This window comes from Jilunia laotingensis, assembly GCF_014385165.1.
In the GTDB taxonomy this organism is placed as follows: Bacteria; Bacteroidota; Bacteroidia; order Bacteroidales; family Bacteroidaceae; genus Bacteroides; species Bacteroides laotingensis.
Window position 1 is genome coordinate 94,804 of record NZ_JACRTF010000001.1, and the last position, 25,951, is coordinate 120,754.

Here is a 25,951-nt window from a genome sequence, read left to right on the forward strand (position 1 = left end):
TCTAATCTTGAAAATCAAGCAACAATTGATTCTCGTCTATTTTCTTTTTATGGGATTTCGGGATCAGCAAACTGCGTACAGTTTGCGGTGTCATCTCATTTACCGTCTTCATAGGAAGTTCACTGCAAGTAATGAAATACTGAGCTTTTTTCATCACCACTCCTATTTTTTTAAGCTGATAATAACCCAGTCTGGAATAACGCCGTGATGCCACAATTAGTTTGGCGGACTTTACCCCAAGTCCCGGAATGCGAAGCAACATTTCATAATCGGCACGGTTGATATCTACCGGGAACTGCTCAGGATGCCGGAGTGCCCATGACAGTTTCGGATCAATCTCCAGATCGAGGTCAGGATAAGAGTCGTCCACAATCTCATCCACTTTAAATTCATAAAAACGCATCAGCCAGTCCGCTTGATAAAGGCGGTGTTCACGCACAAGAGGAGGTTGCTTCAAGGCAGGCAACCTGGTATCGTACGTATTCACGGAGATATAACCCGAATAATAGACGCGCTTCATGGTAGGCCGCTGATAAAGGGCGGAAGAGAGAAAAAGGATGTCTTTATCTGTCTCCGCCGTAGCACCTACGATCATCTGAGTGCTTTGTCCGGCAGGTGCAAAACGGGGAGCATGACGAAATTTCCTCCGTTCTTCACTACTTTCCAACACTCCTTGCTGTATGTAGCTCATCGGTGCAAACACACTTTTATGATCCTTTTCCGGAGCAAGTCTCTTCAAATTCTCTTCTTTGGGTATTTCCACATTTACACTCAACCGGTCGGCATAGCGTCCGGCTTCGTTAACCAGTTCCCGGCTGGCACCGGGTATGCTCTTCAAATGTATATATCCATTGAAATGATGTACTTCACGGAGATCTTTGGCCACCCGGACCAAGCGCTCCATAGTATAATCCGGGTTATTGATCACTCCCGAACTCAGAAACAAGCCCTCAATATAATTGCGCCGGTAAAATTCGATTGTCAGATCCACCAATTCAGATACGGTAAGAGTGGCGCGTGGCAAGTCATTGCTCCTCCTGTTAATGCAATATGCACAATCATAAATACAATTGTTCGTCAACATGATTTTCAACAACGAGATGCATCGCCCGTCTTCAGCAAAGCTATGACATATCCCCCAGCCTCCTACAGTGTTTCCCAAAGCACCCGGCTTATTGGAACGAACCGTACCGCTTGAGGCACATGAAACATCATATTTGGCAGACTCTGCCAATATCTTCAACTTCCCAAGAACATTTTCATTCATAAGCCATATAGTTTTTGCATCTTCATTACTTCCTCTTCCATTCTATCTCGCAGGCTTTGAGGTTCAAGTACCTCAATTGTGGCTCCTTTCGATAGCAATTCCTGAATGAAGTCATAAGTATGGGACAAACAAAGTTCAAAATCAACATATTCATTCGTCATCGCAATCACCTTTTGGCTCCGGTGCAAAGGTAAATTCCGCAGATAGGGAGCTTGCCCGGCAGCAACTCTCAGCACTGTTCGTTGCGGAAATAGATTCTCTTCCCTGATAATACCGAAACAATCTTCAAAATAATCATCGGCTACGAACTTCCTCGGAAATGTAAATGTATCTTCTCCCATTACCATCTGTTTTACCCTGTCGAGCGAGTAAGCACGGAAAGCCTTATACTCACGATTTATCCCGATCAAATACCATCGATGACGGAACTGTTTCAAGAAATAAGGCTCAAGTAACACATGCTTAGGACGATCCCAATTATAAGCTTGATAATCCATCAATACTATATTACCTGCCCGCATTGCTTCCACGGCAATGTCCATGTATTGCAAACCCGAAGGAGCCTCTTCAAATACGATGCGATTCTTCATATCTACATGTTCCTGCAGAATATTGTTCAATGAAAAGCTATTCAACAACCACATTTTAAGCTTATCACCCAGCATACCCTCCGCATCGGCAATGTAGTATGTATTCGTACTTTTGTCACATTCAATGTTTATATCGAACATTTCCTCTATAGCCTGCCGATGGTTATGAAATGTCCGTAAAGGGATATCGACACGTGTACTATCTCCTGCCCTCCAACGGTGGTTTATCTCCGCAAAAGTTACAGGGCCGTTCCGGTAAATCGTATCTACCAGCCAGATCAGTTTGTTGAATTGTTGCTTTGCCATATCCTATACCTTTGATTCTGCTGCAAAGTAGCAGATTGTTTATGCCAAAAACAAGCATAAGAAGTTATTTATATAGTGAAATAACTAAAAAAAGTCGCTTCAAACAAGTAAGTCGTTGAACTTTGATTGTTATAGATATATAGTAAAGAATATGAAAACAATTGTCATGTCTATACTGCTCTTAATGGGTAGTTCGGTGATAAATAACGCACAAGGAGTGCAGAGTAATAATCTTAATAAACAAAAGAACAGTAATATGAAGAATCAGAGTGAAATATACTTTGCCGGTGGATGTTTCTGGGGTACGGAACATTTTCTGAAACAAATCAGAGGAGTAGAAAGCACGGAAGTAGGGTATGCCAATGGAAACATTGCCAACCCTACGTACGAACAGGTATGCAGTGGAAATACAAACTTTGCCGAAACTGTAAAAGTCGTATATGATCCGCAAGAAGTAAAACTTCCCCTATTGATCGATCTGTACTTCAAAACCATTGACCCTACCAGCATCAACCGCCAAGGTAACGACCGCGGTTCCCAGTACCGTACCGGAATTTACTATACGGATAAAGCAGACCTCCCTGTTATTCAGGCAACCGTACAGGCTCTGGCAAAGGACTATTCAAAACCGATTGTTGTAGAGATCAAACCTTTATCCAACTTTTACAAAGCAGAAGATTATCATCAGGATTATCTGGATAAGCATCCGGGAGGTTACTGCCACATTAACCCCGCATTGTTTGAGATAGCTAAAAAAGCCAATGCAGCTAAAACTGCCGCAAAACCTGTTTATAAAAAGCCGGACGAAGGAACACTTCGTTCTACACTGACCGCTGAACAGTTTGCCGTTACTCAAAAAAATGCTACCGAACCTGCATTCCACAACAAATATTGGAATGAAAAACGTCCTGGAATCTATGTAGATATCACTACCGGTGAGCCATTATTTATTTCAACCGACAAGTTCGATTCCGGATGTGGTTGGCCAAGTTTCACTAAACCGATAGATAAATCCTTGATCAAAGAAAACATCGATACTACCCACGGAATGATCCGTACTGAAGTGCGCAGTAAAACGGGTGATGCACATTTGGGACATGTCTTCCCGGACGGGCCACAAGACAAAGGCGGATTACGTTACTGCATCAATAGTGCTTCATTGCGTTTTATCCCAAAAGATAAGATGCAGGAAGAAGGATATGGAGAGTATCTGAAATTGATCGATAACGATAAATAAAAAGAATAAGATTCCAAAATATATAAAGGGGAAGACTCGTTCAACACTCGTCATCAGTCTTCCCCCAAATAACTGTAATAGACACCTAAACTACAATTACTTTATATCTGAACATAGATTGCACTTCCCCCATAAAGAGTCATAATTAAATACTATATTTTCATCATTCTCATTGTAATATTCTATAGGTAATGTTAACAATGTACCTGCATTAATCGCATAAACACTAATATCCAGCCATCATTTCCTATCTTTTCTATATATATATTAATAAAAGTTGCTTTTAAACATATCAATATTTTTCGTTATCAATAATAAAATTCATATCATTGCACTCCAATCTTGTGAGTTAAATCTATTATTAACATTCTAATCAAAAAAACATGAAACATCTGTTTACACTACTTTTGGTTATTGGTGCCTTATGTTCATTGAATGTAAATGCACAAAAATCTTCCAATGCTAAAGTTCCAATCCAACGAACTGGGACAACTAAAGGCTTACAATGGACGCGAAGTAAACCACTTTCATTATCCGGTTCTTTCAAAACACCAATGCCTTTCAAATTACCCAAGGACTACGCATCAGGTAAGCACTTTGCTAAATCTGTCGGAGATGGGACTATTATCAATGGCTGTGTAATTTCCGCAAACAATTGGACAGAAGAAAACCTTCATTATGGTATATATTCATTCGAGGCTAAAGGTAATTTCACTCTCACTCCAATTAAAGAGAATGAGAATTTCAATTCGCCAAGAGCGGTCTTCGCAAAAGGAAAATATTATATTTATTCTGTAACCGAATTCTTTGGATCAATATTATATTTATCATGCACTGTATACAACAGTGACACTTGGGAAGAAATAAATTCATACGAAAACGAAACGGTGTGGAGCAATATTCCTTATGCTTCTTCTCTAACTTACGATCCCATATCAGACAATGTTTATGGTATAACATATGGAGCCGACTCAAACAGCTTCTATCTTAGTATAATGGATAAAGAGAATGGATCTTTTACTAAAGTTTGTGACCTCAGTATGTCATTTATCACTTTGGCAGCCTCACCCGATGGTACGCTCTATGGTATTTCAGACAACGGAGCGCTTTACAAATTGGATAAAGATGGAAAAGAAACCTATATTGGAAGTACGGGCTTAGCTCCTAAATATGCCCAATCCATGACTTGTGATCCAATTACCGGAAAACTATACTGGGCGTTTATCAATGATACCGAATCTGCATTATATGAAGTAAATACCCAGAGTGGCGCTGCATATAAAATTGATGATATGCCAAATGGTGAAGAAATTGTAGGAATGTTTATCGAAACCCCGGAAATTTCAGAGACAGCACCATCATCTGTATCCGATCTTAAATTTACGCCCGACCAAAATGGTAGTTTAACAGGAACACTGTCCTGCGTAGCACCGATAAAAGACAGAAAAGGAGATAACCTATCCGGTACGGTAAAAGTAACCATCTATTCAGCTGGAGAAAAAATAATCGAACAAGATGTCGCACCTGGTGCCACCGTGAAAAAAGAAAACTATACGTTTAAAGCCAACGAGCTTTATACCCTCTATGCTATTGCATCAAATGCTTCCGGTAACGGTCCTAAAAACAGTATAACTGTTTATATCGGGAAAGACAATGCAAGCGCACCGACTGATATCATTCTTAATATAGAAGATAAAAAAGCAACATTGACTTGGAAGGCTCCGGTAAAAGGATTGAATGACGGATATATCAATCCGGCTGAAATATCCTATAAAGTCGTACGCCACGCTGGCGATGATGAAGGACTGCTTATCACAACAACTCAGGCAGGGGTAACTTCCTGTGAGGATGTAGTGACTAATGCAACTGCACAATACTATTATGAAGTGACTGCCATATATAATGGACAAGAGGGAGGAACCGGAGTTTCGAATAAAGTACTTTCCGTTGGAGCGTATGAACTACCATTTTACGATGATTTCAGTGATGGCGAGTTATGCAAGGCATTATATACCTATCTGGACATTGACAATGACGGTCATGACAATATGAGCTTATGGTTCTGGAAAGAAGATGAGAAATTAATGCAATTCTGTTCCGATAATGAGCATGTTGGCAATGACTGGCTGATAACACCGGCTATTCATCTGGACGGTAAGAATTTATATGATCTCGGATTCAGCATCAATATGGGAGCTACTTCTAATCTAAGAGTAACTATCGGTACATCTACAGATCCGAAAGATCATTCAACCGTTCTTGATTTGCAAAATATTAATGATAGGTGGAGAACAGATTATTCAGCAGTCGTAAAAGCCCCGAAAGACGGTAATTATTACATTGGATTTTATGCTTATAGCGGTTTGGAAGGCTTTTACCTAAATCTATTTGACATAAAATTAGAAGCAGGTATGTCCTCCGAAATACCAGATTCCGTATACAATCTGAAAGTTATTCCGGGAGAAATGGGAGAAGCCTTTGCCGAGTTATCATTTAATGCTCCGAATAAATTGATTAACGATACGGAAATTTCCAATCCTTTGAAAGTTAATATTTATCGCAATGATGAATTAGCAAAAGAGATTGAAACGACTCCCGGTAGTCCTGTTCAATGGAAAGATGAAAATCCTGTTTTAGGCCAAAACACATATCGCATAGTAGCTTTAATAGATCAAAAAGAAGGATTAGCCCACTCTAAAACAGTCTGGATTGGCCCAGATATCTCAGAACCTGTCAAGGATATGACAGCCAAAACAGTTGATGGCAACATGCATGTATGTCTCACTTGGAAAGCCCCAGAAAAAGGAGCTAACGGAGGCTATTTCGATATTAATAATGTAACCTATTCCGTATGGCGAAGTTTGGATGGAGACGAATTTGAGCAATTGGAAAAAGACCTGAAAGTACTGACTTATACCGATATACAAGTTGAACAGGAAGTTACAGGAAAACAGGAAAGTTATTATTATGCGGTAACTGCAGATACAAAGAGTGGAATCAGCAGCGCAGATGCACGCTTCATCGTTGTAGGTACCCCATACACAACACCTGAATGGGAATCTTTCCCCAAAGGACAATTCCATATATATCCTTGGACTACAGAGTCAATAGAAGGATCATTCGGTTGGGAATGTCTCACCAATGATAAAAGTGCCGGTGTCTATCCGCAAGATGATGATAAAGGATTTATTAAATTCCAAAACAGTTGGGATGACAGAGCAGACAGCCGTTTGAAAACTCCTATTTTTGATTTGAGTGGTAGCAAGAACCCCACTTTCAGCTTCTTTATGTTCCATTGGAATGCAGATGACGTAGAGGCTGACGGTGGTATGACAAAAATAGCAATTGAAATTTCAGTTGATGGTGGTGAATTCATACAAGTAGGCGAAGCAATTACAGCAGCTTATGACAGAGAAGGATGGGTAGAACACCGAATAGATTTATCCGAATTCAAAAATGCCAAACAAGTACAATTTGGTCTAAGAGGTTCTACCGATAATAACTGGATGTATTTCTACGTTGACAATATTCATATTGACGAACAAGAGGACTACGATTTAGCAATTGCCGGATTCAGTGGTACTACCAACGCAAATGTCAATGAAGAAGGTATTTATTCTATAGAATATTTTAACCGTGGTCTGCAAGCAGCTTCCGGATATACTATCGATTTATATCAGGACGACAACCTGATACAATCTTTAAAAGGAGATGACATCGAACCGGGTGAGGCAAAAACAGTAGATGCCAAAGTGATATTAAATGCTTCCACAGCAGATAAAGAGAGCGTATTCTACGCTGTTATTACGTATGATAAAGATAGAAACACGGAAAACAACCAAACGTCCTCTGTTACTACAACCATTAAAGGTACCTGGTATCCGGGAATCGAAAACTTAAATGGTACAGCTAAAGGGGACGAAGTTACTTTAACCTGGACACCTCCGGTAATTCCGACTGATGTCAAAGAAACCGAGGATAGTGTAGAAGATTATGAACCATTCGCTATCAACAATATAGGCAATTGGATAACATATGATGGAGACCAACATGGTTGCGGCTCTATGAGCGATTTGCCAGATTATCCCAATAAAGGAGTAAACCAAGCCTTCCAAGTTTGGGCACCCGCCTATATAGAAGCGACCCCGGAATTGTATCCATCCATACAACCAAGAACAGGAGATCAATGCTTCATTTCTTGGTATGCAAATGTTAATATTGATGGAGTAGCACCTTACAATGATGATTACCTGATTTCCCCTGAAGTTTTAGGAGGAACAAAAGTTAGTTTCTATATTCATCGTATCAACGAAAAAACAACAGAAGAATATTATCAGATAATGTATTCAACCACCACACAAGATCCCAAAGAATTCAAAGTACTTCAAGAGGGCGAAGCTGGATTTGAGTGGGAAAAGGTAGAAGCTACATTACCGGAAGAAGCCCGCTATTTTGCAATCCATTATATGGCAGAAGACGGGTGGGGTATATTGATTGATGATATCAGCTACACTTCTGCAATATATGCACTCAAAGTAAGCGGATACAATATCTTCCGAAACGGTCAGAAAATCAATGACGCCTTATTGACCGAACCGACCTTCGTAGATACTAATCTACCGGAAGGCAACCATAAATATCAGGTGTCTGTCGTTTATGATCGTGGTGAATCTAATGCCTCTGAAGCAGTTGAAGTTTCTATTTTAAGCGGCATTAGTGAGATTGAAGCAGGAATCCAAGTATATGGTGAAAAGAATCATATCACCATCATCACTGAAAACATGCAACCGGCTACCATTTATGCTATGGATGGTATATCCATCATATCTCGCAATGTTACAGGAAGAGCAGACTTCCCTGTTCAAAAGGGCATGTATATTGTCAAAGTGGGAGAAAACGTATTCAAGGTAGCAGTGAAAGGATAAACTGAAAATCAAAGGCATAAAAATATGCCGGATAATGTTTTGATTCTTACCTATGATCATAGGTAAGAATCAAACTTATAAAAACTTGAATGGAAAATAAAAAAGCCAGACCTCTTTAGGTTTGGCTTTCACGTTTCTTGCTATTCGGCAAATTACTTCTTAGATTCTTCCAAAGATACTTTACGGAACTCTTTCATTACTTTTTCAATTTCCAATGAAGCCTTGCGGGCACGTGTTCCAGCAGCCTTGTTACCGTTCTCGATCTGTGCATTTGCATCCTTGTTGAATTCAGCTACCAAAGCTGCAATCTTTTCTACTAATTCTTTCATAATTCTTTTTATTTCTTCGTTAATAATGATTGGCAAAAATACACTCTTTCCCGAAATAAACACATAAAAACAATATTTTTTTTGAAATAATCACCGAAAATAAATCGAAAAGCTATGTATTCGCCTTTTTTCCGTACTTTTGCATCTATGAAACCACGTACTGACAACGATTACATACATGTTTTAATAGCTGAAGGAGAGCATCAACAACAAGACTTTAAATTCGAGATTTCCGATGCCCGTAAAATAGCAAAAACTCTGTCAGCTTTCTCAAACACTGATGGAGGACGCTTACTAATCGGCGTTAAAGATAATGGCAAAATTGCCGGTGTACGTTCAGACGAAGAGAAATATATGATTGAGGCAGCGGCTCAACTCTATTGTTTGCCCGAAGTTCACTACTCCATGCAAACATTTCACGTAGATGGACGTTCTGTATTAGTAGTGCAGATAGATGAAAGTGAAACCAAACCTGTATACGCCAAAGATGAAACAGGTAAACCACTTGCTTACATACGTATTAAAGATGAGAATATACTGGCCACTCCGGTACATTTGAAAGTATGGCAACAAAGTGGCAGCCCTATAGGAGAGCTGATAGAGTATACAGAACGCGAACAGCTCCTACTCGACTTATTGGAACAAAATTCATCACTTTCATTGAATCGCTACTGTCGCCAAGCCAATATATCCCGCCGGGCAGCAGAACACCTGCTGGCAAAATTTATCCGATTCGATATAGTGGAACCGATATTCGAGAATCATAAATTTTACTTCCGACTGAAATAAGAAATAAATGAATTGGATTTATAATTGGATAACTACAATTAATGATGTACTTTGGACTTATATCCTGATAGCCCTGTTGTTAGGATGTGCAATATGGTTTACCTTTAAGACGCATTTTGTACAATTCCGCATGATCCGTGAAATGGTACGCCTGTTAGGTGATTCCACAGGGAAAGGAGAAAAAGGAGAAAAGCATATTTCTTCTTTTCAAGCTTTTGCCATATCGTTGGCCAGTCGCGTAGGAACCGGTAACTTGGCAGGTGTAGCCACCGCAATAGCGGTTGGAGGACCCGGTGCCGTATTTTGGATGTGGATTATTGCTTTATTGGGAGCTTCAAGTGCATTTGTAGAGTCCACTTTAGCGCAGTTATACAAGACAAAGGGCAAAGATTCTTTTATCGGCGGACCAGCTTATTACATGAAAAAAGGATTGAAAAAGCCATGGATGGGAATCTTATTTGCGATACTCATCACCATTACATTTGGATTCGCTTTCAATTCGGTACAGAGTAACACCATATGTGCAGCTATCGAACATGCTTTCGGATTCAATCACGTACCTATGGGAATTATTATTACCGGACTTACACTCATCATCATTTTTGGGGGAATCCAACGCATAGCAAAGGTTAGCAGTATCATTGTTCCCGTAATGGCATTAGCCTACATAGGCTTGGCACTCATCATTGTATTATTAAATATTACACATCTGCCTGGAGTCATCAAAACAATCGTCAGCCATGCATTCGGATGGCAACAGGCTATAGCCGGAGGTGTTGGTGTAGCATTGATGCAGGGCATCAAACGCGGGTTATTCAGTAACGAAGCCGGTATGGGTTCAGCTCCGAATGTTGCAGCCACTGCCTTTGTATCCCATCCGGTGAAGCAAGGACTGATTCAGACGTTAGGAGTTTTTACCGACACATTAATTATCTGTACTTGTACAGCATTTATAATTCTGTTCAGTGGTGCCCCTCTCGATGGTTCTGCCAATGGCGTACAACTCACACAACATGCCCTAAATAACGAAATAGGTGCCTCCGGAGGTATCTTTGTGGCGATCGCTCTCTTCTTTTTTGCATTCAGCAGTATCATTGGAAATTATTATTATGGCGAAGCCAATATTCGCTATCTGACTCAACGGAAATGGGTGGTCTATGGATATAGAATTTTAGTAGGTGGGATGGTACTTTTCGGTTCGCTTGCCACCCTTGATTTTGTTTGGAGCTTAGCGGATATCACCATGGGGCTAATGGCGATCTGCAATCTGATAGCTATTAGTTTTCTAGGAAAATATGCATTCAGATTATTAAAGGATTATCGCGCGCAAAAGAAAGCAGGCATCAAAAGCCCTGTCTTCACCAAAGACAAAATGAAAGATATTGAAAAAGACATTGAATGCTGGTAAAGAACATTAAGTATAAATTACGAATTACGAATAGTTGGTGTAAATCAACTTATTTCGTACTTTTGCACTCGCAACAGTAAGATTCTAATTTGTAATTATCATAACTATGAGCATATTCGCTAATTTATTCAAGAAAAAATCTGAAGCCGATGGTAAAGCAGTTGGCAATGTAGAAGATTTCGTGTCATTGACGCGCGTATATTTTCAATCTGTCATTGCCGTCAATCTTGGTATCACTAACATTCGATTTTTACCGGATGTGGCACAATTCAAACGCCTCTTTAAAGTCCCGACACAAGGTGGAAAACTGGGATTAGCTGAAAAATCGGCATCTCGGAAAATGCTAATGGAGGATTATGGCATTAGTGAATCTTTTTTCAAGGAAATCGACACTTCCATCAAGAAAAACTGTCGTAACCAAAACGACATCCAACCCTACCTTTTCATGTATCAAGGTTTCTCTAACGACTTAATGATGTTGATGGGAAATCTTATGCAATGGAAATTCCGTATGCCTTCCGTCTTCAAGAAAGCACTTCGTTCCATGACGGAAAAGACCGTACATGACGTATGTACTAAAACCGTATGGAAAGCTGATGACGTACACAAAACAGCAGCTACTGTACGGCAGTACAAAGAACGTCTTGGTTACTCCGAACAATGGATGACAGAATATGTCTACAACATCGTTTTACTGGCAAAAAAAGAGCCAAAACGTAAAGACGACGAAACAAAAGCATAAATGTTACGAAACAAAAAAGAATCGTAAAAGAAACAGGCTATCAAAAAGCGGAGGATAATTACCTCCGCTTTTTTTGTTATTTTTAGGCAACTATTCTGATTATAAACCTTCCCAAAAACAATCGCTTATGAAACAAAAGAAAATGCTAACCTTTACTCTTTCCCAATTAAAACAACTTTATCAACAGGAGTTACCGGAGTTATGCCAGCTGGCAACTGAAAGTCTTAGTGACGAAGACTTCAGAAACCGCCTCGACAGCTTCTTGTCACTTCATCCACAAGTTGAAAGTAGTACAGGCAAGCAAATTCGACTCCTGATTGATTATGACGGCACACAGATACATGAACTGTCTACAGACCGAGACATGTCAGTACAGACACTTGTATTTCTCCGGCACTTCCTCACAGGAACTTTAGAGAATGTTGAGATGCCGACAGATTTATTCATCGATCTTTTCTATCTTTTCAAACGTCTGGAAGAACCGGATAGGCAACTTCCTTCCTCCCAACGAATAAAGAACCGGACCGAACGATGGCCCACCGGATTGGATAAAGAAGTCATAGAACTTCGTAACCAAAACAAAGAGAGAATGTTACATCTGTTAATCCAAAAAATAGAAAACCGGAAATCAGGTTCCACCCGTTTTCGGTTTGACGAAGGATTAAGTTATGAAGAGAAATATTTACTTGTCAGTCAATGGTGGAATGATTTCCGCTTCCATTTATCGATGGCGATAAAAAGCCCTGCCGAATTAAATCGTTTTCTAGGCAACTCATTATCATCAGAAACGATGTATCTGCTTTCACGTGCCCGCAAAAAGGGAATGCCATTCTTCGCCACACCTTACTATCTGTCATTACTCGATATTACCGGTGATGGATATAACGATGATGCTATACGCAGTTATATCCTCTATTCACCACGTTTAGTCGAGACATACGGAAATATTCATGCTTGGGAAAAAGAAGATATTGTTGAAGCCGGAAAGCCCAATGCTGCCGGATGGTTATTACCGGACGGACACAACATCCACCGCCGCTATCCCGAAGTTGCAATTTTAATTCCGGACACTATGGGACGCGCCTGTGGCGGGTTGTGTGCTTCTTGCCAACGCATGTACGACTTTCAAAGTGAACGTCTCAATTTTGAGTTTGCCACATTACGCCCCAAAGAGAGCTGGGATCATAAACTACGGCGGCTCATGAATTATTTTGAAGAAGACACACAACTGCGTGACATCCTAATTACGGGTGGTGATGCCTTAATGAGCCAAAACAAAACACTACGGAATATTCTTGAAGCGGTCTACCGCATGGCAGCACGAAAACGGAAAGCAAACCTTGGACGGCCGGAAGGAGAAAAATATGCTGAATTACAGCGAGTACGTCTTGGTTCCAGATTACCCGCCTATCTTCCTATGCGGATTAATGATGAGTTGATAGAAATACTGCGTGAATTTAAAGACAAAGCGTCCGCTATAGGTGTTAAACAGTTCATTATCCAAACACACTTACAGACTCCTTTAGAGATCACACCCGAAACTAAAGAAGCAATCGATAAAATACTATCAGCCGGATGGTTAATCACTAACCAATTGGTCTATACCGTAGCAGCTTCACGCAGGGGACATACCACCCGACTACGCCAGATTCTCAATTCATTAGGGGTGGTCTGCTATTATACATTCTCAGTAAAAGGCTTCAACGAAAACTACGCTATGTTCACACCCAACAGCCGTTCACTCCAAGAACAATATGAAGAAAAGGTATTTGGCCGATTGACAAATGAACAAGCTACCGAACTCTACACTTTACTTGAGAGAGGTGAAGACAGTGCCTCCCACATCCGTCGTTTCATGAAAAAACACCATCTTCCCTTCCTTGCTACCGACCGAAGCGTACTCAATCTACCAGCAATCGGCAAAAGTATGACATTCAATCTTATAGGAATTACAGAAGATGGTAAACGCATTCTACGTTTCGACCATGATGATACTCGTCGCCATAGCCCGATTATTGACAAAATGGGACAGATTTACATAGTAGAAAACAAATCTATTGCCGCATATCTCAGGCAATTAGGAAAAATGGGAGAAGATCCGGAAGACTATTCCAGCATTTGGAAATATACGGCAGGTAAAACAGAACCCCGGTTCAGTTTATATGAATATCCTGAGTTCGAATTCCAAATGACAGAGAGGATGAGTAATTTAGAAATAGGATAAATAATAACTGCCGGAATTCCAATAAAACGTAGGTTCCGGCTATTATTATATAAATTATAAATAAGGAGTAACACATTAACTATTTCCGTAAATGCAAACTAAAATATTTCTTCATAAACCAAATATAAATAACACTTAACAGAATAATACTTCCTACAAGATATGTATACCCATAAGCATAACAGTTGATATACCCGATAATAATTCCAAGTTGCACCGCCATATATATCAAAGATACCATCACATGAGAAACTTCAAGTTCGTTCGCCATAATCTGATATAGATGTTTCCGGTGTGGTAAACCGATATTCTCATGCAGCAGCAAACGATGAATAATTGTCAAGACACTATCAACTCCATAAACAACTAACAAAATAACCCAACTAAAATTTTCAGTCTTTATAATCAACTTACCAATCAAAAACAAAATAACAAAAGCCATACTCACAGAGCCAACATCACCTGCGAAGCATCTGGCACGTTTTCGAAAATTAAAGAAATTAAAGACTAATACAGCGCAAAGCATTATAAGGATCAAACGCTGATCTGCAAAAAAGTCAATCTTAATGTTTATATAAGCCAACGTACCCAGTATTATTAAAGAATAGCCTCCTGTTATTCCATTGATGCCATCCATAAAGTTATATGCATTAATGATACCCGTACAGACTATCAGTGCCACAAGAATCGTCCACCAAGGAAGCGAAAACAATCCCCACTGGTAGAACATCAATGCCATGGCCGCGAAATGAAACGCCAAACGCAAACCTTGGGAAGTGGAACGAATGTCATCCACAAAACTGATAAAGGTAATCAAAGTCAAAGCCAATATAAACCAAGGATATTCGAAACTGTTCGTCAGAAAAAAGACCAAAGCACCAAAATAGAAAATTATCCCGCCTCCGCGCAAAGTAATCCGGGTATGCGAACTACGCTCATTGGGCTTATCGATTATATTGCATTTATCGGCTATACGGAAATAAAAAAGTTCTGCCAGGAATAGCAGAACCAATATGATAAGATAATACATAACCTATTGTTTTTATTATACGTAATCCCGTTATATTTTTCCGGAGTCTAGAAAGCTTCGAATAGTTTTCACCAATCCTTCTTTTGCCGTAAATGGCATTTTTTCAATATCCAATGCCTTTTTTATTTTGGCATTACTCACAACATAATTCTCCGTAAGCTTACGAAGACGCTCTGTATTCAAAGGCAAATGCAGTAACGTACCCAGTCCGGCACACCCTTCCATGAATTTCCTGTTCATCCTCCAGATGTGAGCATTCTTCCCCATCACTTCACACATCGTCTCGATCAGTTCATTGGTAGACATTGCTTCATCATCACCCATATGGTAGATACCACTTGCTACATCCCTGGTCAGCAGCCCCTCTAGTACATAGCAAAGATTATCTATCGATGTAAACGAACGACGATTTTCAAAATCGCCCAAGGGCCATGGAATACCCTTCTTCACTACATTATAAAGCAAGTTCAGATTCCCCTTATTTCCGGGGCCATGAATCATGCAAGGACGAAGAATGTAAACTTGCTTCTCTTTTGAAAGATGCTGTCGTATATACTCTTCCGCCCTGATTTTACTTTCCCCATAAGGGCCAACCGGTATGGGAATTACATCTTCAGTCAACATATTTCCTGCCACACTGTCGGCAGCAGCTTTCACAGAGCTAAAAAAGATGAACTTCTTGGTATTGCTCTCCAAGAAGAAATCGAATATCTTCTGCGTTAATCCTGTATTAATATCGAAATAGACTTGCGTTTGTGATTGATTTTTAGTGTCGTGTGCCTTGCCGGCAAGGTGGATGATGGCGTCAAACTGCGGAAGCTTCTGCATAGGATAAGATTGCGGTTCGAAATCATGCCAAGTATAAGTTTTTGCAACTCCTTCTTTTTTAGGAAATACAATATCCAATCCATAAAGCGCATGATGTTGTTTTAAGGCGCTAACTAGATTGGTTCCCACGAAACCGTGAATTCCGGTGATAAGTATGTTCATTATTCTAACAAATATGTCAATTATAATATGGTTTCCTCCTTATTTATATTTTAGAATCGGTCTGATAAAACACATCATCAACCCATTGTTTTAAAGAATATTTTTGTAATATCTCTTTGGGAATTTCCACATACTTTGATTCAACGAATTCTTGAGGAATATACGGATTATCTCTATTTATCACTAAAATATTTTCCGGACAATAGAAGTCGCATTTTTTTACGTATTCATTCGTTGTAATATATTTCCTATGTGCGGCTAAAGCTTCGTAAACTCTCATCGAAAGTCCAACTTGATCTGGATAGCTAATATCTAGGACACAACGTGACTGTTTTGTAAGTTCTGCTATTTGAGATAAGTTAAGTGCATTATACTGAGGTTTTATTTGTTTACCGAATTTACCAAAACTGATAAATTTGTTTCTATAGTATAATATTTTGCTAACTACATATAAATGCATATTTAACTTACAGTCATTATAAATGTTATTTTTTATTGAGCATAAAATAGGATAACGCACTCTATCCATAGTTGCTACATAAGAAATGTCGTATTTAGTTCCTTTTTGTAAAGATATCGTTTCAAAGATTGGCAAGAAAAAAGTTGGTCTAAAATGAACACCGAAATGAGATTTAGCGTCTTCCTCATCAAAAGAAAGGACTTTGTCAAAGTAATTGAAGCATTCTGAAACATTTGTAGCCTTCAATATATCCCAAAGGTATAGTATAAAGTATGCCTTTGGTAATTTCTTACGTAAATAAGTAAGTGACATCGGTGTAAATGCCTCTCCTCTAAGAACTATTAAATAGTCAATAGAATCAGTGTCAACTTGCCCAATAACCTTTTTAAGATAACTGATAAAAATTTGTGGCAATTTTTTTTTCATCAATCTTATGATGATTTTTGTCATTGATGACTGAGAAGGCCGCTCGTCAAAAGCATATACGATGGCTCCTCTTGACTCTAATTCTTTTTGAATGTAGTATCCATAGTGTTTTGTAATGCCGTACGGATAAAACATGAGTATTTTTTTCCCCTTAAAATTCATATTTAAACATTATATGTACAATGGATACAATTCTTTGTGATTATTTACCCATTCTTTCATATCAATCACCATTTGTTCATAAGAAGGTACTACAAAATCAAAATCATTACGCTTGCAGATCAAAGTTTTGTCCAGAACCAACTTACCCGATTTTTCTATTTTAATTTCGTCATTCCTAAAATGCTTATTGAATAAGCAAAGGAGATTGTATTTACTAATACTATCATTATTTACTAAATTATACAGACCTGTTAAGTTAGTTTGTATGGCTTTATCCATAGCTTTAGCTAATGTAAGTGTTGTTACCCCTGTCCAAATAGCTTTCGTAAAACCATTAATGATACCATTTTGCTGTATAAACCAATGGAACAGTCCTATGCCATTTTTATTTATATCTGGACCGATAATGGAGTTACGAAATGTGAGGTTTTTATCATCATTTACTTCACCAAGTGCTTTGGTTCGATCATAGTATGACAGGCCGTTGGGAAGTGATTGCTCATCATAGGGACCGTCATTTCCTGCAAAGACGCAGTCTGTACTCATCTGGATAAATTTTGTGGGCGTATCTTTTAACCACGCTACTATCTGATGAGGTAAATAGCCGTTGATGTATATAGCTTTTTCTGGAGCTGATTCAGCATACTGATTGAGTAATCCTATGCAGTTTATTACGGTATTATAATGACCGGAGGTGACAACATGCTTTAGTTTTTCAGTATCAAATGCATCTCCTTCAATCCACTTACAATAAGGAAATGGCTTGCGAGAAAAAGCATGCACTTCATATCCTTGTTCTTTAAAGTAAAGTGCTATGGTATGCCCTGCCATACCGGTAGCTCCAAGTACCAGAATTTTCATTATTCAGAACGTATTTCACGGGCTTTTGCTCTTGGTTGTAGACCCAAATCTTCACGGATAAATGTAAGTTTCAACAGAAGTTCTTTCATACCGTCAACATCGAGACGGGCGGTATTATGACTGTGGTACTCTTCCATTTTATCAATATCAGGATTACCACCTTCGACCTTATCATAATTCAAATCACGTCCATCACAAGGTATACGATAATAATTACCCATGTCAATAGCGCGTGACATTTCTTCACGAGTGACAAGAGTTTCATAAATTTTCTCACCGTGGCGAGTTCCAATAATTTTTACTTTAGTTTCGCCATATTTGGGATTAATCTTTGCATAAGTTTGTATTAAAGCTTCTGCCAAGACATCAAGTGTTGCTGCCGGTGCTTTTTGGACAAAAAGGTCACCATTTTCCCCGTGTTCGAAAGCATAGATTACCAAGTCTACCGCATCATTTAATGTCATCATGAAACGAGTCATGTGAGAATCTGTAATTGTAATAGGCTTGCCTGCTTCAATCTGCTCCACCCAAAGTGGGATGACAGAACCACGGGAAGCCATCACATTACCATAGCGCGTACAGCAGATGGTAGTCTCTGCATTAGTACCAAGCTGACGTCCCTTCGCAGTTGCTACTTTTTCCATCATGGCTTTAGAGATACCCATAGCATTGATCGGATAAGCTGCCTTATCGGTAGAGAGTACTACCACATTTTTTACACCATGAGCAATGGCTGATTCAAGTACGTTATTTGTTCCGTAAACATTGGTTTCAACAGCTTGCATAGGAAAGAATTCACATGATGGCACCTGCTTTAGGGCAGCTGCAGAGAATATGTAATCTACACCACCGCGCATAACAATATCTACGCTTTGACGATTGCGTACATCTCCAATATAGAACTTTACCTTATTGGCAACTTCTGGCGGGTATTGGTCCTGAAGATGATGACGCATATCATCTTGTTTTTTCTCATCTCTGGAGAAAATACGAATTTCTTTGATATCGCTTTCTAGAAATCTTTTAAGAACCATATTTCCAAATGAGCCAGTACCACCTGTAATCAGCAAAGTTTTGTCTTTAAATATTGACATAACGATTAATGTGTTTAAATTTTCAATAATTGGGAATAAAAACCTTTTAGATAATTAGCTGTAACATCTTTGTATACAGCCCAACTCTTCAATAATAGAGATGATTTGATTAGTAAATCATTTTTTTCCAACGATATGATTAGGTTCTGTAAATCCAAAAATCTTTCACCAATAGCAAATCCGTAATTATTCTTTGTAATTTTGTCACCTACAATGATTCCTTCCGTTGTGATTACAGGCTTTCCGACAAACATTGCTTCATAATATTTATTCGGTGCTGCATATATGTGGTTAGGGTTGATCTTTGAATACATAGCATAGATTAAATCAGCATTATACATGATTCTTAGACCATCTGTATAAGATACCTTACCAAAATATTTCATATTCGGACAACTTTTGAAACTTGCCAATTTATCTATAACAGACTGCGTGCCGTATCCGGCTATTAAAAGATTATAAAGGCCTTCAGAAGCTCCATGAATTAAATTATCCAAACATCTATCTTCAGAGAAACCACCTACATAAGAGATCGTAAACTTATTGTTTTCAAAACGATATAAATTATCTTTGAATAAAAACTCTGAGTTGTCAAATGCTGGAATATTCTGAAGGACACTGTACTTCCCTTTAATATTATAAGGGATTTGACCAACTCTTTCTTCTTCGCAGATAATAATATGGTCAGAGTTTCTAATAGTAGCCTTTTCCATAATCTTAAAGGTATGAAGTACTAGCTTTCCTTGATTATATAGAGTGTCAGAGAACCAGTCAAAAACATCAAAAAGAACATAATTACTCCTTTTACTCAGGCGCTTATATATTACTGCTGGATATGCACTATCCAAATCACATGCATGTATTTTTAAATCCCTTTTAAGTGAGAATAATGTTTTCACAACAAAGTACATCCATTTTATACGGTCAATAACCGCATAGAATCCTCCTTGATTATATTTACTGGCTTTGTTGTAATAAATAGTATGGGGCAATTTGTCGGGAGTTCCTGTACGATTCCAAGCTATTATTTTATAAGAAATATTGTTCTTCTTATAAAAATCAATATACTTTTTAGCTCTGGAATCGGATATAATGTCGTTAGATCTAACTAAAATAATCATTATCTCAAAACATCAACTATTCTACCACAAGCCAATCCATCTCCGTACGGATTAACTGCTAGGCTCATTTCATTATAGTGTATCTCATCATCAAGAAGGGCAGATACCTCATTAACAATTCTGTTGTAATCAGTGCCGACAAGTTTTACGGTACCGGCAGAAAGGGCTTCGGGACGTTCGGTCGTATCGCGCATCACCAGCACCGGCTTGCCAAGTCCGGGAGCTTCTTCCTGAATACCACCGCTATCGGTAAGAACTATATTGGATTTTTCCATTAAGTATACAAATGAAAGATAGTCAAGTGGTTCAATAAAGAACATATTTGCAATACCTTCTAAGTTTTCTCCAAATACCTCGTGAATGGGTTTTCTGACATTTGGATTCAAATGCATAGGATAGACGAAGTCCACATCTTGATATTTATCTTTTAAATCTCTGATTGCAGTGCATATTGAGATAAATCCATTTCCGAAATTTTCGCGTCTATGTCCGGTTATTAGTACAAGCCTTTTTCCATTAGACAGTCTGTTCACATTATATCCCGCTTGATTTAAAAGAGTGGCTTGTTCTGCTTCTAAAGCAGAATCAGTTTTAAATTTTCCTACAACCATATAAAGAGCATCAATTACAGTATTTCCAGTAACTGTGATTGTTTCGTTCTTGGTGTTTTCTTTTAGGAGATTCTCTTTACTCAATTGGGTTGGAGAGAAATTATAAGTCGCGATTCTACTGGTTATCAATCGATTCATTTCTTCCGGCCAAGGACTGTATATATTGCCTGTACGAAGTCCCGCCTCGACATGACCTACCGGAATTTGTTGATAAAATGCCGCCAGAGCCGAAGCTGCAGAAGTGGTTGTATCACCATGTACCAGTACAACATCCGGCTGTGCTTCCTTCAGCACATCGCGCATACCTGTAAGTACACGGGCTGTAACATCATAAAGGTCTTGCCCCTGTTTCATAATATTGAGGTCATAGTCGGGGGTTATTTCAAAAATTTGAAGTACCTGGTCAAGCATTTCGCGGTGCTGTCCTGTCACACAGACAATGGTTTTAAACTCGGATGGGTATTTTTGGAACTCCTTTACCAGGGGAGCCATCTTTATGGCTTCGGGACGAGTTCCGAAGACTAACATTATTTTTTTCATAACTATGCCTATTTATAAATTATAATATTGTTCAATTATTTGTTTTTCGGAGAACTCTGAATTTGGTCTAAGCACAACATTAGTAAGCTTATCATTTGAAAAGTCGGAATAGATATTTTCTAATGTATTTGCAATAGAATCTATATCAGTTACATCAGCAAAATATTGCACAAAACCATTATTATACATGTCGTTAAGCACACCAACAGATGGACTTACCGCAAAGATTGGTTTATGACATTGCATAAAGTCTGTGACTTTAGTGGGAAGGAAAATACCTTCATTGCATTGGGCTTCAACAATAAGCGCAATTTGATAGTCTTTTAGTATCTCCAAACTTTGTGTGTATGAGACAGGAGGTATTAACTTCACAACATCCTCAAGTTTTAGCTGTTTTATTAATTTTGCTCCTTTTTCCTCTATAATTCCAAGTATTGATACTTCGATGTTAGAATCAGGATTATTCAATAGGAACAACTTCAATGCACGAAGGAACGTTTCAGGATCTCTGGGTGATTGGAGTGTACCTGAATGTAAAAGTTTTAAGACTTTTCCCTGTTGTACGTTGTTATTGTCTGTATCTAAAACAACGTGAGGAATTATCACAGTGTCTTCAAGTCTAATGTTTAAGTACTTGAGCATGTGGTTCCTCAAACGTTCTGAAGGGAATATATATTTGTCAGCCCCTTCCATAGCAGATGTACACATTTTGTCGAAAACATTACCAGATGCACTCCATCCCTTGCCGTAAGGACAGGGATATTTTACTCCCGGATAAGGATCATTCCATGTTGCAATCCACTTAATCCCATATTTATGCTTTAAGTAGTTTCCTATTACAAAACTTGGAGCATCCTTTGTCAAGATATAATCATATTTGTTTTGCTTAACTAATTTTTCTGCTATTGGAAGAGCTTTTACTGCCCAATGAATGGCTTTAAATGTAATACCAAATTTAAAGAATGCCAGTATATGCTGCCAAATCATAATAGGTGTGACTCGCAAATCATTGTCGATAATATGGATAGATTTAAGGGGAATATCTTGTTCTTCCACGGGATAATGCTTCCATTTGATCCTTTGAGAAATTAAATCAATTTCAAATTTTTCGCTTTTTACTAAAGTGAAAATCAGTTTCTTGTTAACAATAGCTTCTGCTCCAAATGTAGGTATGGAAGAAGGTGCTATTAATAATATTTTTTTCTTCAGCATAGTATGTTTTATTATAAATGTAAACAAACTTTTGTCCTTTTATCAAGTAAAACTGTAGAATCTGACATATACGATGTATATACAAGAATAATGAGCATCATGGCTTTAAAATAGAAGTATGCGATAAAAGACAGAACAATGAAAAGTAGTAACAATGTTTTACCGCATAAATTTGAATGTTTGAACTCTTTTTTTATAAAGAATGAGAATATGAATACTCCTATTATTCCTGTATGCAACAAACAAGTCTGAACATTATTAAAATATCTTTCCTTTTCACCGAAAAAATCAGAAACAGGGCTATTATAAATGGCATTATCTATATAAATGGGATTATCATTGCCTATTATTTTATAAATTGTATCATATTGATCATAGACAAAATAGCCTCTCCATATTCTGAGAAAGCCTGATGTATAAGCATTAGTTGTGTCGGGTAACTTCATGGTATCGGTTCGCTCAAGCATGGACTCGCCTATTTCAGAATTAAGGTATATCGGAAATGCTATAATTGATATTAGGAATACCGAAGTGGTAATCCACATTTTTTTTTTCTTCGACAATACTTGGGAGGTAAACAGCCAGTATATAAAGACCATTGCAATGAGCATAAGCCCAATTAGGGCATTACCAGATCGAGTAAGAAGCAACGTTAATACAACAAATATGCACCATCTCCATTTTATATTTTTAAAAGCAAACAATTCAACGATTAAGAGTGGTAATAAGAATTGGACAAACATTGCCGGTTCACTAAAAAATGAACTTGAGCGCTCTGCCTCTTTCATCTTAGCGATAAACAAAGAAACGTCGACACCAAGAGAATTGGGCAAAAACGACACGACTCCAGGGATTCTTATCCCGGTAATCAGCAAGGATAACTCTTGAATAAAGAAAAAAGCTATACATATTTTGGCGATAGTTCGGTAACTATCTGTGAACCACATAATGTCAAAGCAACTGTATAACAAAAGGATTGATAGTAATATTCTTAAAATTCCCAAATGTAATATCCCCCCAATGGACGTACAAGCAATTAAATGTGAGATATAGTAAAATCCCAAAAATACAAGTAGAGCTTTGGGAACACGATAAAATGGCAGTCCTCTTTTAAAGACATTAGCAACACTCAACAAAGATATGATAATGAATGAAAAGTTGAATGTGCCCCATCCGTATGTTTCGAGTATAGGAGAAATGATCAAGGCAGTCATCGAGACTTTATCAAAAAGGGAAGGGTTATTTTGGGTAATTACCATGATGTAAAGAAAAGTATGACTTGAAACTGATAAATATCTTTTTGAGTATCCTATAAAATTTATGAATGATATTTAGTCCCGGGGTATATATTATTACATTCGATATTTTAACCTTAATATATCGAGGGCTACGAAAAACAGTATTAGCTATGGTAGAATAACCTTCGTTTTCTATCTGTTTGTATATATCATCTCTATAAATACTTTTCTCTGTTCGCTGAATCAGATTCCCATTGAATTTTGCAGCATCTTCAATACGACTTACATGGTTCTCGAGTTGATCTGCAATTTCATTCCAAATAATTTCACCTTTTCTATTATTAACTAACACCAAGGAAACTCCTTTATTTGTATTCATTTTTGGGAAATACACATTCGCACCCCAAAAGTCAGCTAACGTTATGTCACCTTGCCGAGGTATACGTGCAAATTTACAATCATAGCAAGAATGTCTATAAGTCATTGCATACATAAAGGAATACAAATAAGGACTTAATTCGTAAGAGGGTAATGTCAAGCGTTTACTTTTTCCTTTCGGGGTTGCGAAATCTACGATTTCGCAACCCCCCCAATTTTTATTATTTCTAAATTGATATTTTAAAACTTTCCTTTTGTATTTATTCTCTAAATAATCAATATGTGCATCAAATAATTTCTGACTTGGCACACCATGGCATACCAAATCAGAAGTAATCAGTTTAGGGTAGTCTTTTTTCAAGAAAGATTTCAGACCGGCAACCTGACAAGGGGTGCCTACAAAATATACCCATCGGTCGGAAGTCAACTGATCCTTTACATCTAAAAAAATATCTCCTAGATTACTTTGTATGTATTTTGAGCCACGTAAAGGCTGTAAATCGTCTAAATTCTCAATTCCACAATGTTTCAATTTAAGATTTTCGTCAAAAGCTGCCCCATAAACTGTTCCTCTTTTAGATAAAACTGCTTTAGCTATAGAATAAAACAAGCCACCACTCGAACTTTTGACTAACTCTTTTGTATTATACAATTTTGCTGCATATACTATAGGATTCGAGTTATTGTCATATAAGGGATGTTCAACAGGACAGCTCCGTTCGCATAGCCCACAATTGATACATGTGGAGTGGTCTATTTGAGGATATTTAAAGCCTTCTTCATCATCTGAAAAAGAAATTGATTTTGTAGGGCAAATATGTTGGCAGACCGTACATGCACAACATTCTTTCTTATCTAATGATTTAAAAAACATTATTTGTTACTTAAAGAATGACTTAAATAGGTTATCGCTTTTACTCGCTCTAGTTGTATGATATCGTTTACCGAAGAGAAATCAATTTCTTTGTCTAACAAATCATCTGATATTACCCCATCGATAATTCGTTCATTCAATCCACACAAATTGGCAAGACTTGATATTCGCGTAGAAAAGTTGGAGGGCATATAAAGGCAAAATTGGCGATTAAGATTTATAGAAAATGCCAGTCCATGAAAGGAATTTGTGACTACATAATCTGCATGATATATTAAAGATAGCACATCACCAGGACCAATAAATAAATAAGTATGATCGGCAAGAGGCTCTTTGTAAAAACTATGAGAATATGTTATTACTTTCAATTTCTTTTTCCTAGCAATCTTTCGAGCAGTGTCATAACAAATTTGTTTATTTTTGATATTATATGGAAGATATACAAAAAGATAGGGCTCTTTAACCCATCGTTCGGAAGCATATTTTGACCATTGATCTCTGTTGAGCATAAGCGTCGGATCAACTACCTGACGTACATCTCTCCCTATTTGTTTAAAGATATCAACTGCTGATTCCTCTCTTACATAGATAGAATGATAATCTTTAGTGTATTGAGACAACCATTTTAATTCTTGTTCATCCACGCTACTTTTTCCTATACTCGAAGCATAAGCTATCTTCTTTCCTTTGATTCCATCGAAAAAATAATGGGTATCTAATCCTTCATTATGTGTTGTGTTCCAAACCTGATCACTTCCGGTAATATAAACATCCGCTTTTGGGCATTTCTTAACAAAATCTGAGTCTGCATAAATCTTATTCGACACCTTACAATATTTAGATAAATAGCTTGAAAAACGATTCGTTTCTTCATATAAAAAAGGAAAGAAGATGATTCGTCTTAAAAATCTTAATACTGATCCCTTTGCTACGTTCCAATATCTTTTATAAGTTACCCGAGGAGGAATATAGTTCACACAAATAGGTTCTCCACCTAATTGTTTCAAAACTTCTGATGTTGCTATGGTTTGAAGCGTTGAGCCAAAATTAGAGCCTACATGAATAGTTATGAATGCAATTTTCATTTTCATTAATTGATAATCATTATTACAAAATCAAAGCATTTTTATAATCATA

20 protein-coding genes are annotated in these 25,951 nt (G+C 37.9%); 6 read left to right on the forward strand and 14 right to left on the reverse strand.

Going from position 1 to position 25,951, the window contains the following annotated elements:
- Position 1: 1 nt before the first annotated feature.
- Both H8744_RS00480 and H8744_RS00485 read right to left on the reverse strand, forming a co-directional pair.
- On the reverse strand, positions 2 to 1,267 hold the full coding sequence (locus H8744_RS00480; RefSeq protein ID WP_262432955.1) for a putative DNA modification/repair radical SAM protein: 1,266 nt from the start codon (positions 1,265 to 1,267) through the stop codon (positions 2 to 4).
- The gene (locus tag H8744_RS00485) at positions 1,264 to 2,163 is read right to left on the reverse strand and encodes a helix-turn-helix transcriptional regulator (RefSeq protein ID WP_262432956.1); all 900 of its coding nucleotides are present in this window, start codon (positions 2,161 to 2,163) and stop codon (positions 1,264 to 1,266) included. The genes H8744_RS00480 and H8744_RS00485 overlap by 4 nt, the downstream gene beginning before the upstream one ends.
- 256 nt (positions 2,164 to 2,419) lie before the next feature.
- On the opposite strand from H8744_RS00485, the gene msrA reads away from it, so the two are divergent.
- Positions 2,420 to 3,400, forward strand: a complete 981-nt coding sequence (msrA, locus tag H8744_RS00490; protein WP_262436246.1) for a peptide-methionine (S)-S-oxide reductase MsrA — start codon at positions 2,420 to 2,422, stop codon at positions 3,398 to 3,400.
- A gap of 383 nt (positions 3,401 to 3,783) precedes the next feature.
- Complete coding sequence (locus H8744_RS00495; protein WP_262432957.1) at positions 3,784 to 8,325, forward strand: choice-of-anchor J domain-containing protein; 4,542 nt, start codon at positions 3,784 to 3,786, stop codon at positions 8,323 to 8,325.
- Positions 8,326 to 8,477: 152 nt separating this feature from the next.
- Here H8744_RS00495 and H8744_RS00500 read toward each other — a convergent pair whose 3' ends face one another.
- Positions 8,478 to 8,654: a BF3379 family histone-like protein gene (locus H8744_RS00500; RefSeq protein ID WP_262432958.1), complete on the reverse strand. Its 177-nt coding sequence runs from the start codon at positions 8,652 to 8,654 to the stop codon at positions 8,478 to 8,480.
- 147 nt (positions 8,655 to 8,801) lie between these two features.
- Here H8744_RS00500 and H8744_RS00505 point away from each other — a divergent pair, with 147 nt between their 5' ends.
- From H8744_RS00505 to H8744_RS00520, 4 genes are all read left to right on the forward strand, one after another.
- Positions 8,802 to 9,443 carry an AlbA family DNA-binding domain-containing protein gene (locus H8744_RS00505; protein WP_262432959.1) on the forward strand — a complete coding sequence of 214 codons (642 nt, stop codon included), beginning with the start codon at positions 8,802 to 8,804 and terminating at the stop codon, positions 9,441 to 9,443.
- A gap of 7 nt (positions 9,444 to 9,450) precedes the next feature.
- Positions 9,451 to 10,851, forward strand: coding sequence for an alanine/glycine:cation symporter family protein (locus H8744_RS00510; protein WP_262432960.1), 1,401 nt, complete (start codon positions 9,451 to 9,453; stop codon positions 10,849 to 10,851).
- Between the two features lie 106 nt (positions 10,852 to 10,957).
- On the forward strand, positions 10,958 to 11,593 hold the full coding sequence (locus H8744_RS00515) for a DUF8491 family protein (protein ID WP_262432961.1): 636 nt from the start codon (positions 10,958 to 10,960) through the stop codon (positions 11,591 to 11,593).
- Between the two features lie 127 nt (positions 11,594 to 11,720).
- A complete protein-coding gene (locus H8744_RS00520) occupies positions 11,721 to 13,817 on the forward strand; it encodes a KamA family radical SAM protein (protein WP_262432962.1) in 2,097 nt (698 codons plus the stop codon).
- Between the two features lie 79 nt (positions 13,818 to 13,896).
- Here the strand turns inward: H8744_RS00520 and H8744_RS00525 are convergent, their stop codons facing one another.
- From H8744_RS00525 to H8744_RS00575, 11 genes are read right to left on the reverse strand one after another with little or no spacing between them, the layout of a single operon-like run.
- Positions 13,897 to 14,847: an MraY family glycosyltransferase gene (locus H8744_RS00525; protein ID WP_262432963.1), complete on the reverse strand. Its 951-nt coding sequence runs from the start codon at positions 14,845 to 14,847 to the stop codon at positions 13,897 to 13,899.
- Positions 14,848 to 14,877: 30 nt separating this feature from the next.
- Complete coding sequence (locus H8744_RS00530; protein WP_262432964.1) at positions 14,878 to 15,837, reverse strand: NAD-dependent epimerase/dehydratase family protein; 960 nt, start codon at positions 15,835 to 15,837, stop codon at positions 14,878 to 14,880.
- 43 nt (positions 15,838 to 15,880) lie between these two features.
- Positions 15,881 to 16,885, reverse strand: coding sequence for a WaaS/CpsH family glycosyltransferase (locus H8744_RS00535; RefSeq protein ID WP_262432965.1), 1,005 nt, complete (start codon positions 16,883 to 16,885; stop codon positions 15,881 to 15,883).
- A gap of 9 nt (positions 16,886 to 16,894) precedes the next feature.
- Complete coding sequence (locus H8744_RS00540) at positions 16,895 to 17,746, reverse strand: SDR family oxidoreductase (RefSeq protein WP_262432966.1); 852 nt, start codon at positions 17,744 to 17,746, stop codon at positions 16,895 to 16,897.
- Positions 17,746 to 18,840 (reverse strand): polysaccharide biosynthesis protein, encoded by a 1,095-nt coding sequence (locus H8744_RS00545; RefSeq protein WP_262432967.1) that lies wholly within the window; start codon positions 18,838 to 18,840, stop codon positions 17,746 to 17,748. Before H8744_RS00545 ends, H8744_RS00540 begins: the two co-directional genes overlap by 1 nt.
- 14 nt (positions 18,841 to 18,854) lie before the next feature.
- Positions 18,855 to 19,961 carry a glycosyltransferase family protein gene (locus H8744_RS00550; RefSeq protein ID WP_262432968.1) on the reverse strand — a complete coding sequence of 369 codons (1,107 nt, stop codon included), beginning with the start codon at positions 19,959 to 19,961 and terminating at the stop codon, positions 18,855 to 18,857.
- Positions 19,961 to 21,112 (reverse strand): non-hydrolyzing UDP-N-acetylglucosamine 2-epimerase, encoded by a 1,152-nt coding sequence (gene wecB, locus H8744_RS00555; protein WP_262432969.1) that lies wholly within the window; start codon positions 21,110 to 21,112, stop codon positions 19,961 to 19,963. Before wecB ends, H8744_RS00550 begins: the two co-directional genes overlap by 1 nt.
- Before the next feature lie 12 nt (positions 21,113 to 21,124).
- Positions 21,125 to 22,324, reverse strand: coding sequence for a glycosyltransferase (locus tag H8744_RS00560; protein WP_262432970.1), 1,200 nt, complete (start codon positions 22,322 to 22,324; stop codon positions 21,125 to 21,127).
- A gap of 11 nt (positions 22,325 to 22,335) precedes the next feature.
- Positions 22,336 to 23,583: a hypothetical protein gene (locus tag H8744_RS00565; RefSeq protein ID WP_262432971.1), complete on the reverse strand. Its 1,248-nt coding sequence runs from the start codon at positions 23,581 to 23,583 to the stop codon at positions 22,336 to 22,338.
- Positions 23,564 to 24,814: a Coenzyme F420 hydrogenase/dehydrogenase, beta subunit C-terminal domain gene (locus H8744_RS00570; protein WP_262432972.1), complete on the reverse strand. Its 1,251-nt coding sequence runs from the start codon at positions 24,812 to 24,814 to the stop codon at positions 23,564 to 23,566. The genes H8744_RS00565 and H8744_RS00570 overlap by 20 nt, the downstream gene beginning before the upstream one ends.
- A complete protein-coding gene (locus H8744_RS00575) occupies positions 24,814 to 25,905 on the reverse strand; it encodes a polysaccharide pyruvyl transferase family protein (protein WP_262432973.1) in 1,092 nt (363 codons plus the stop codon). The genes H8744_RS00570 and H8744_RS00575 overlap by 1 nt, the downstream gene beginning before the upstream one ends.
- Positions 25,906 to 25,951 lie beyond the last annotated feature (46 nt).

Excerpts from the sequence above, each read along its gene's own strand:
- H8744_RS00485 (WP_262432956.1), bottom strand. The coding sequence starts at position 2,163 with ATGGCAAAGCAACAATTCAACAAACTGATCTGGCTGGTAGATACGATT.
- H8744_RS00560 (WP_262432970.1), bottom strand. The coding sequence starts at position 22,324 with ATGCTGAAGAAAAAAATATTATTAATAGCACCTTCTTCCATACCTACA.
- H8744_RS00530 (WP_262432964.1), bottom strand. The coding sequence starts at position 15,837 with ATGAACATACTTATCACCGGAATTCACGGTTTCGTGGGAACCAATCTA.
- H8744_RS00495 (WP_262432957.1), top strand. The coding sequence starts at position 3,784 with ATGAAACATCTGTTTACACTACTTTTGGTTATTGGTGCCTTATGTTCA.
- H8744_RS00505 (WP_262432959.1), top strand. The coding sequence starts at position 8,802 with ATGAAACCACGTACTGACAACGATTACATACATGTTTTAATAGCTGAA.
- H8744_RS00500 (WP_262432958.1), bottom strand. The coding sequence starts at position 8,654 with ATGAAAGAATTAGTAGAAAAGATTGCAGCTTTGGTAGCTGAATTCAAC.
- H8744_RS00540 (WP_262432966.1), bottom strand. The coding sequence starts at position 17,746 with ATGAAAATTCTGGTACTTGGAGCTACCGGTATGGCAGGGCATACCATA.
- H8744_RS00510 (WP_262432960.1), top strand. The coding sequence starts at position 9,451 with ATGAATTGGATTTATAATTGGATAACTACAATTAATGATGTACTTTGG.
- msrA (WP_262436246.1), top strand. The coding sequence starts at position 2,420 with ATGAAGAATCAGAGTGAAATATACTTTGCCGGTGGATGTTTCTGGGGT.
- H8744_RS00575 (WP_262432973.1), bottom strand. The coding sequence starts at position 25,905 with ATGAAAATGAAAATTGCATTCATAACTATTCATGTAGGCTCTAATTTT.
- H8744_RS00545 (WP_262432967.1), bottom strand. The coding sequence starts at position 18,840 with ATGTCAATATTTAAAGACAAAACTTTGCTGATTACAGGTGGTACTGGC.
- H8744_RS00525 (WP_262432963.1), bottom strand. The coding sequence starts at position 14,847 with ATGTATTATCTTATCATATTGGTTCTGCTATTCCTGGCAGAACTTTTT.
- wecB (WP_262432969.1), bottom strand. The coding sequence starts at position 21,112 with ATGAAAAAAATAATGTTAGTCTTCGGAACTCGTCCCGAAGCCATAAAG.
- H8744_RS00515 (WP_262432961.1), top strand. The coding sequence starts at position 10,958 with ATGAGCATATTCGCTAATTTATTCAAGAAAAAATCTGAAGCCGATGGT.
- H8744_RS00480 (WP_262432955.1), bottom strand. The coding sequence starts at position 1,267 with ATGAATGAAAATGTTCTTGGGAAGTTGAAGATATTGGCAGAGTCTGCC.
- H8744_RS00550 (WP_262432968.1), bottom strand. The coding sequence starts at position 19,961 with ATGATTATTTTAGTTAGATCTAACGACATTATATCCGATTCCAGAGCT.
- H8744_RS00565 (WP_262432971.1), bottom strand. The coding sequence starts at position 23,583 with ATGGTAATTACCCAAAATAACCCTTCCCTTTTTGATAAAGTCTCGATG.
- H8744_RS00520 (WP_262432962.1), top strand. The coding sequence starts at position 11,721 with ATGAAACAAAAGAAAATGCTAACCTTTACTCTTTCCCAATTAAAACAA.
- H8744_RS00535 (WP_262432965.1), bottom strand. The coding sequence starts at position 16,885 with ATGAATTTTAAGGGGAAAAAAATACTCATGTTTTATCCGTACGGCATT.
- H8744_RS00570 (WP_262432972.1), bottom strand. The coding sequence starts at position 24,814 with ATGTTTTTTAAATCATTAGATAAGAAAGAATGTTGTGCATGTACGGTC.